Source organism: Roseisalinus antarcticus, from assembly GCF_900172355.1.
Lineage (GTDB): Bacteria > Pseudomonadota > Alphaproteobacteria > Rhodobacterales > Rhodobacteraceae > Oceanicola > Oceanicola antarcticus_A.
This window is the reverse complement of the sequence record NZ_FWFZ01000081.1, coordinates 1-4510: the sequence shown is the minus strand read 5'-3', so window position 1 is coordinate 4510 and position 4510 is coordinate 1. Positions and strand designations below refer to the sequence as shown.

Genomic DNA, 4510 nt, shown 5'->3' with positions numbered 1-4510 from the left:
AAAAGCGGATGTCGGTGCCAGGCGGCAAGGGGATCAAGCTGCCGGGTTCCATGCCAACGGTCAACGCGCCGCCATTGTTGGCGCCGGTCAGCCCACCCGCCGTGCCATCCGGGTCGGTGATGAAGCCGGTGAACAGCGCGGCAACCTTGGCCTTCACCAACGCGGCATCCTCGAACTGGTCCAGTTCGTGCAGCCGCAGCAGCACTGGTGCCATCCAGGTGATCCCGCGCAACTGTCCAGCCGCCAAAGGTTTGAACAGATGCAGGCAGTCGGTCGCGGGGAGGCGCAGCGGTTCCAGCCGCAGCGATGTTAGCGGATCGCCGGGCCGGTCGCGCATCACCCAATAGGCGGTGCGCTGCCCAGCGCCGTTGAATTCGATGCCAGCCCGGATGCGCGCGCCGCCGCCGATGTCGCGATGCAGGTCCATCGGCACTTGGTCTCGGTCCAGCAGGTCAATGTGCAGCGGAACGGACGTTGCATCGGCCACCACCCGCAACCGCGCAAAACTCTCGCCACCCTCAACCATCGCCCGCACGGCCATGGCCTGCAGCCCGTAGAAATCGGCAAGCCCGCCCGAATCCGCATGATCGGTCCAGCGCAGCCAGAGCACCTGCAGCCGTTCGCGCACTGCCCGGTCCGGATGGGTGGACTGCGGCTTGATCCCCGCGCCGACGACATTGCCCACCAGGCTGTCCACTGCAGCCGCGACCCAAGGGTTGTTCCGTGCATACCACCCGGCACGTCGCGCCGCCGTGCTCGCGCCCGCGAGGATCGCCGTGTTCAGCCCATCGACCGTCCGCGCCCCCTCCCACCGCCGCCCGCCACCCGCAGCGTCGAAACCACGGGTGCGCGTGAGGTTGAGGAGGCGATGGAGGAAGGTCCGCATGGATGGCAGAATCGCCTGATACGGACCCTCAAGCTATTGGGAATGTTTGGGAAACACTTCAAGCGAAAAAGTCGTACTTTGCTGTGTCGGCGTATTCCTGGCGGGGCATATAATTGGGCAAGCGATTACTCTTTCACCGCCTTCGTTACCGCGCCTATCTGCGGACAAGGGGACAAGTCGTGCAAGCAGATGCGGGCGCAAGCCATTCACACCACCAAACGGCTCGTAGGAGCGAGAACTGTTCGTCATCGAAGTTACAAGGTCATCAAGCCATTGATCTCCTTTTAGTTTGCGGATTCCTGAGGATGCTCATACTTGGTCGAAACGTGGTAAAAAAATTGGTGACGGCGAACGAATCTTGCGTTAGCTTCGTATCAACAGCGCAAGACTGCGACTTTTTAAGCGGTTCGGGGGAACAAAATGACTTTTCAGCTTCCATTGGAAAAAAATGCCATTCTCGATCTAGATGGCTATCCTGGGCATAAAGGCCTCGATTTTCCGGTTGGGACGGGTAGTAATGTCATTGCATCGGATTCCGGAACGGTCGTACGAGCTTCCGTTAATGCTGGTTTTGGTGATGTTGTTATCATCTCACACGGCAATGGATTATACACCCTCTATGCCCATCTCTCGGATTATGAAGTGAGTCTTGGCGATAGTGTAGTACAAGGGCAAATAATTGGTCTTTCTGGTAACAGCGGAGGGTTCACTACTGGACCGCATCTGCATTTTTCAATTCTTCAAATTCCAGATCACATATCCATTTCCCCAACCGGCTCGATTTTTATCTATAACAAGGACTATCCAGCCTTTTTCGGACTCACGGATGGAGAGATTGTTGCGAAGGCGGGTGAGCTTGGACTGGCGGCTCCTGGAACAGAAGGCACATACGCAATCGGAGTGGAGTTCGGTGCAACCGCTACTGGAACCACACTTGATACGGAAAAATTACAGCTCATCGCTCCATCGTTTGTCGATTCGATACCCGACGATAGCTCAACACCCATCCATCTTCTTGACGATGGCTCATCTGACTTATGGGAATTTACGGGCGCTATCGAATATGGTCAAGCTATCAAGGATGGCGCAATCGGCACCGAAACAGATTGGATTAAGTTCTCTGCGGTTGCCGGCGAAACTTACTTCATTCGAGTTTCTGGAGAAGGTTCTGACGGGATTATTGAACTTGAAGACACGCTTTTTACCATCAGAGACCCTGACAACACGGATTTGAGAGTTGGTGGAACAGGAGATTTGAGCCATGACGATGTAATCGGAAAAGACGCCGCTATTTCTTGGACTCCAGAAAATTCTGGAGATTACTTTATCGCCATTGGTTCTGGTGGCTCTGATTTTTTTCACGGTGGCTATAAATTAACCATAAAGCGAACTGATGGCGCTCCTTCCGGCGTATTTCCCGACGATGGCGTTCCCGAAACGATCTCATTTGCTGATGCCGCCGCCGACTTTGGAGTATCAGACGGCAGCGACGTCGCCGAGCTCTACCTCAAATCCATCTTCGGCTCCGCAATCTCCAACGTCACCTACACCGGCAGCGAAAGCGCGGCCTTCCTCGTAAGCGACTTCGATATTCCTGGTGCCGGTATCAACCTGAGCGGTGGCATCCTCCTGTCCTCGGGAGGATTCCCCGGCGCATCGAATACCGAAGCCGGTTTCACCATCGAACACGGAACAGACGGTGATTCCGATCTCTTTGATGTGGTGCGAGCTGCTTTCCCAGCCGCCGGGTCAACACAAGACGCGTCCGTTCTCACGTTCGATATCTTTGTCGATGATCCAGATGTGGATGGAATCCGTTTCGATATCGTCTTTGGATCAGATGAGTATCCTGAGTTCTCGAACTCGAGCTTTGTTGATGTGGCCGCCGTCTGGGTGGACGATGACCGTGACGGAAATTTCGAAGTTGATGAGAACAAGGCACTGTTCAATGGTGATCCCAACACGCCCCTTAGCGTACTCGACCAAAATGTCGCTTTGAACTTTGTCGACAATGAAAGCGGAACGTATGCCACCGAATGGGATGGCTTCGCCGCGCTCTCTGTCCGCCCAGCTCTTCAACAGGGTTGGAACTCTATCAAGATCGCGGTCGCGGATACTGGTGATCAATCATTGGGCTCGGCCATCTATGTAACCAACTTTGAATTTTTGACGGGTGGCGCAACGGGCGATGATGTTTTCAAGGTTGTTAACGGCTTAGTTGGCCAGAATGATCTCGAAGCTTCCGAAACCAAGGAAGAATTCAATCTCGCAACGGGGTTAGGGTCGGTCTCTGGTACGCTTCTGGGACTTAAAGGTGACGTAATTACCGGGTTCGACACTTTGAAAACACTGTTATTCGATAGTATCAATTTCCTTCGCGAACAACTCAGTGTGTTCTCGGGGTCGGCGATTCTGGAAGTTGATAGTGATCGAGACGGCACTTCCGATAGCACTGTCACCCTCGAAGGTGATTTCAGTGGCGGCGACTTCATGGCGGTTGCCGATGGTAGCAACACAGCTGTGACATTCGAAACTTTCCTACCTATACTTCAAGAGGCGCAGGCTATCGATCCGGGTCTTGTAAACGGGATCATCAATCAAGATTTTCTGAAAGGCGATGGCTCGACGGATTTCAGGGTCACGCTGCGTGATATGGGTTTCGCAGGCTATGACAATGTCGTTGGTGTTTATGAGATTGATGCAAGTGGCAACATCGTTGATACCCGCATCCTCTTTGAAAACGCGAATGCCGACAAATCCGCCGTAGCCACTGTTACCGATGTCGAGGCAGGCCACAAGCTGGGTTTCTTCATCGTTCAGGATGCAGCCGATTGGGTAGCTACTATCGCCGATGGCGACACATTCAGCTTCGTCAACAGTTCAGGCGTCACTGCAAATATCTCTGATGGAGCTGATATCTTTATCGCAGTGAATGGCGATGTTGTTGATGAAATGGTGTTCCACAGCTTTGCAGAAGAGATGAATTCTGACGGTGTTCAGCATGCCTTGTCGGGCGTTGATGTTGGTGGGGAGGCTATTTCGGTTGGCTTCGAAGATCTGACAGGCGGTGGTGACCGCGATTACGAGGATGTCGTTTTCCGTGTTGAGTTGGTAGACGATTTTCTGTTTGTATGAGTCAGTTCATCCACGCGGATCGGACTACGCGACTTGCTTGGCCGACTGGCTTCGCTTGTAGGGAGACCACGTGCTCTGCCTCTTCGTTCAGCCGCATCCCCATACTGATCAGACCGTGCAGGGAGGCATGGGCGTAGACGAAGGTGTCGAGCGCTTCATTGCGTTCGCCGTCGCGCTTGGGCTGCCATGAGCGGATCGGGCGGCCCTTCTCGAAGCGGGTGACGACGCGTTCGGCGGTCAACTGGCGGAAATAGTCCGCATCGAGACGGCGGGGGAAATGGATTGCGCCGGGGCCGGGTGCGGTCAGTTTCAAGCGGGCGTAAACTGCGTCCTTCACGGCATCGACGCCGACGATGAACAGCGGGATCTTGCCCTTGTTGGTGCGGGTGGGGCGGCGGGGCCAGACCGGGATGCCTGGGCCGCCACGGCCCTTGATCGCCCAGATGCGACGGGCGAGACGGGTGCGGCAGAACTCGTAGGCCATCTTGG

At 55.0% G+C, this 4510-nt stretch carries 3 protein-coding genes; 1 reads left to right on the top strand and 2 read right to left on the bottom strand.

The genetic code is table 11. From position 1 onward, the window contains the following. Window positions 1-886, bottom strand: an 886-nt coding sequence (locus ROA7023_RS22975; protein ID WP_085881284.1) for a phage portal protein, incomplete at its 3' end; no start/stop codon positions are given. A 420-nt stretch (window positions 887-1306) separates the two neighbouring features. Between ROA7023_RS22975 and ROA7023_RS22970 the strand changes: the two genes are divergently transcribed. Then, window positions 1307-4021 (top strand): choice-of-anchor L domain-containing protein, encoded by a 2715-nt coding sequence (locus ROA7023_RS22970; RefSeq protein WP_085881283.1) that lies wholly within the window; start codon window positions 1307-1309, stop codon window positions 4019-4021. A 1-nt stretch (window position 4022) separates the two neighbouring features. Here ROA7023_RS22970 and ROA7023_RS22965 read toward each other — a convergent pair. Beyond that, on the bottom strand, window positions 4023-4510 hold a 488-nt coding region (locus ROA7023_RS22965; protein WP_200812588.1), incomplete at its 5' end, for a terminase gpA endonuclease subunit.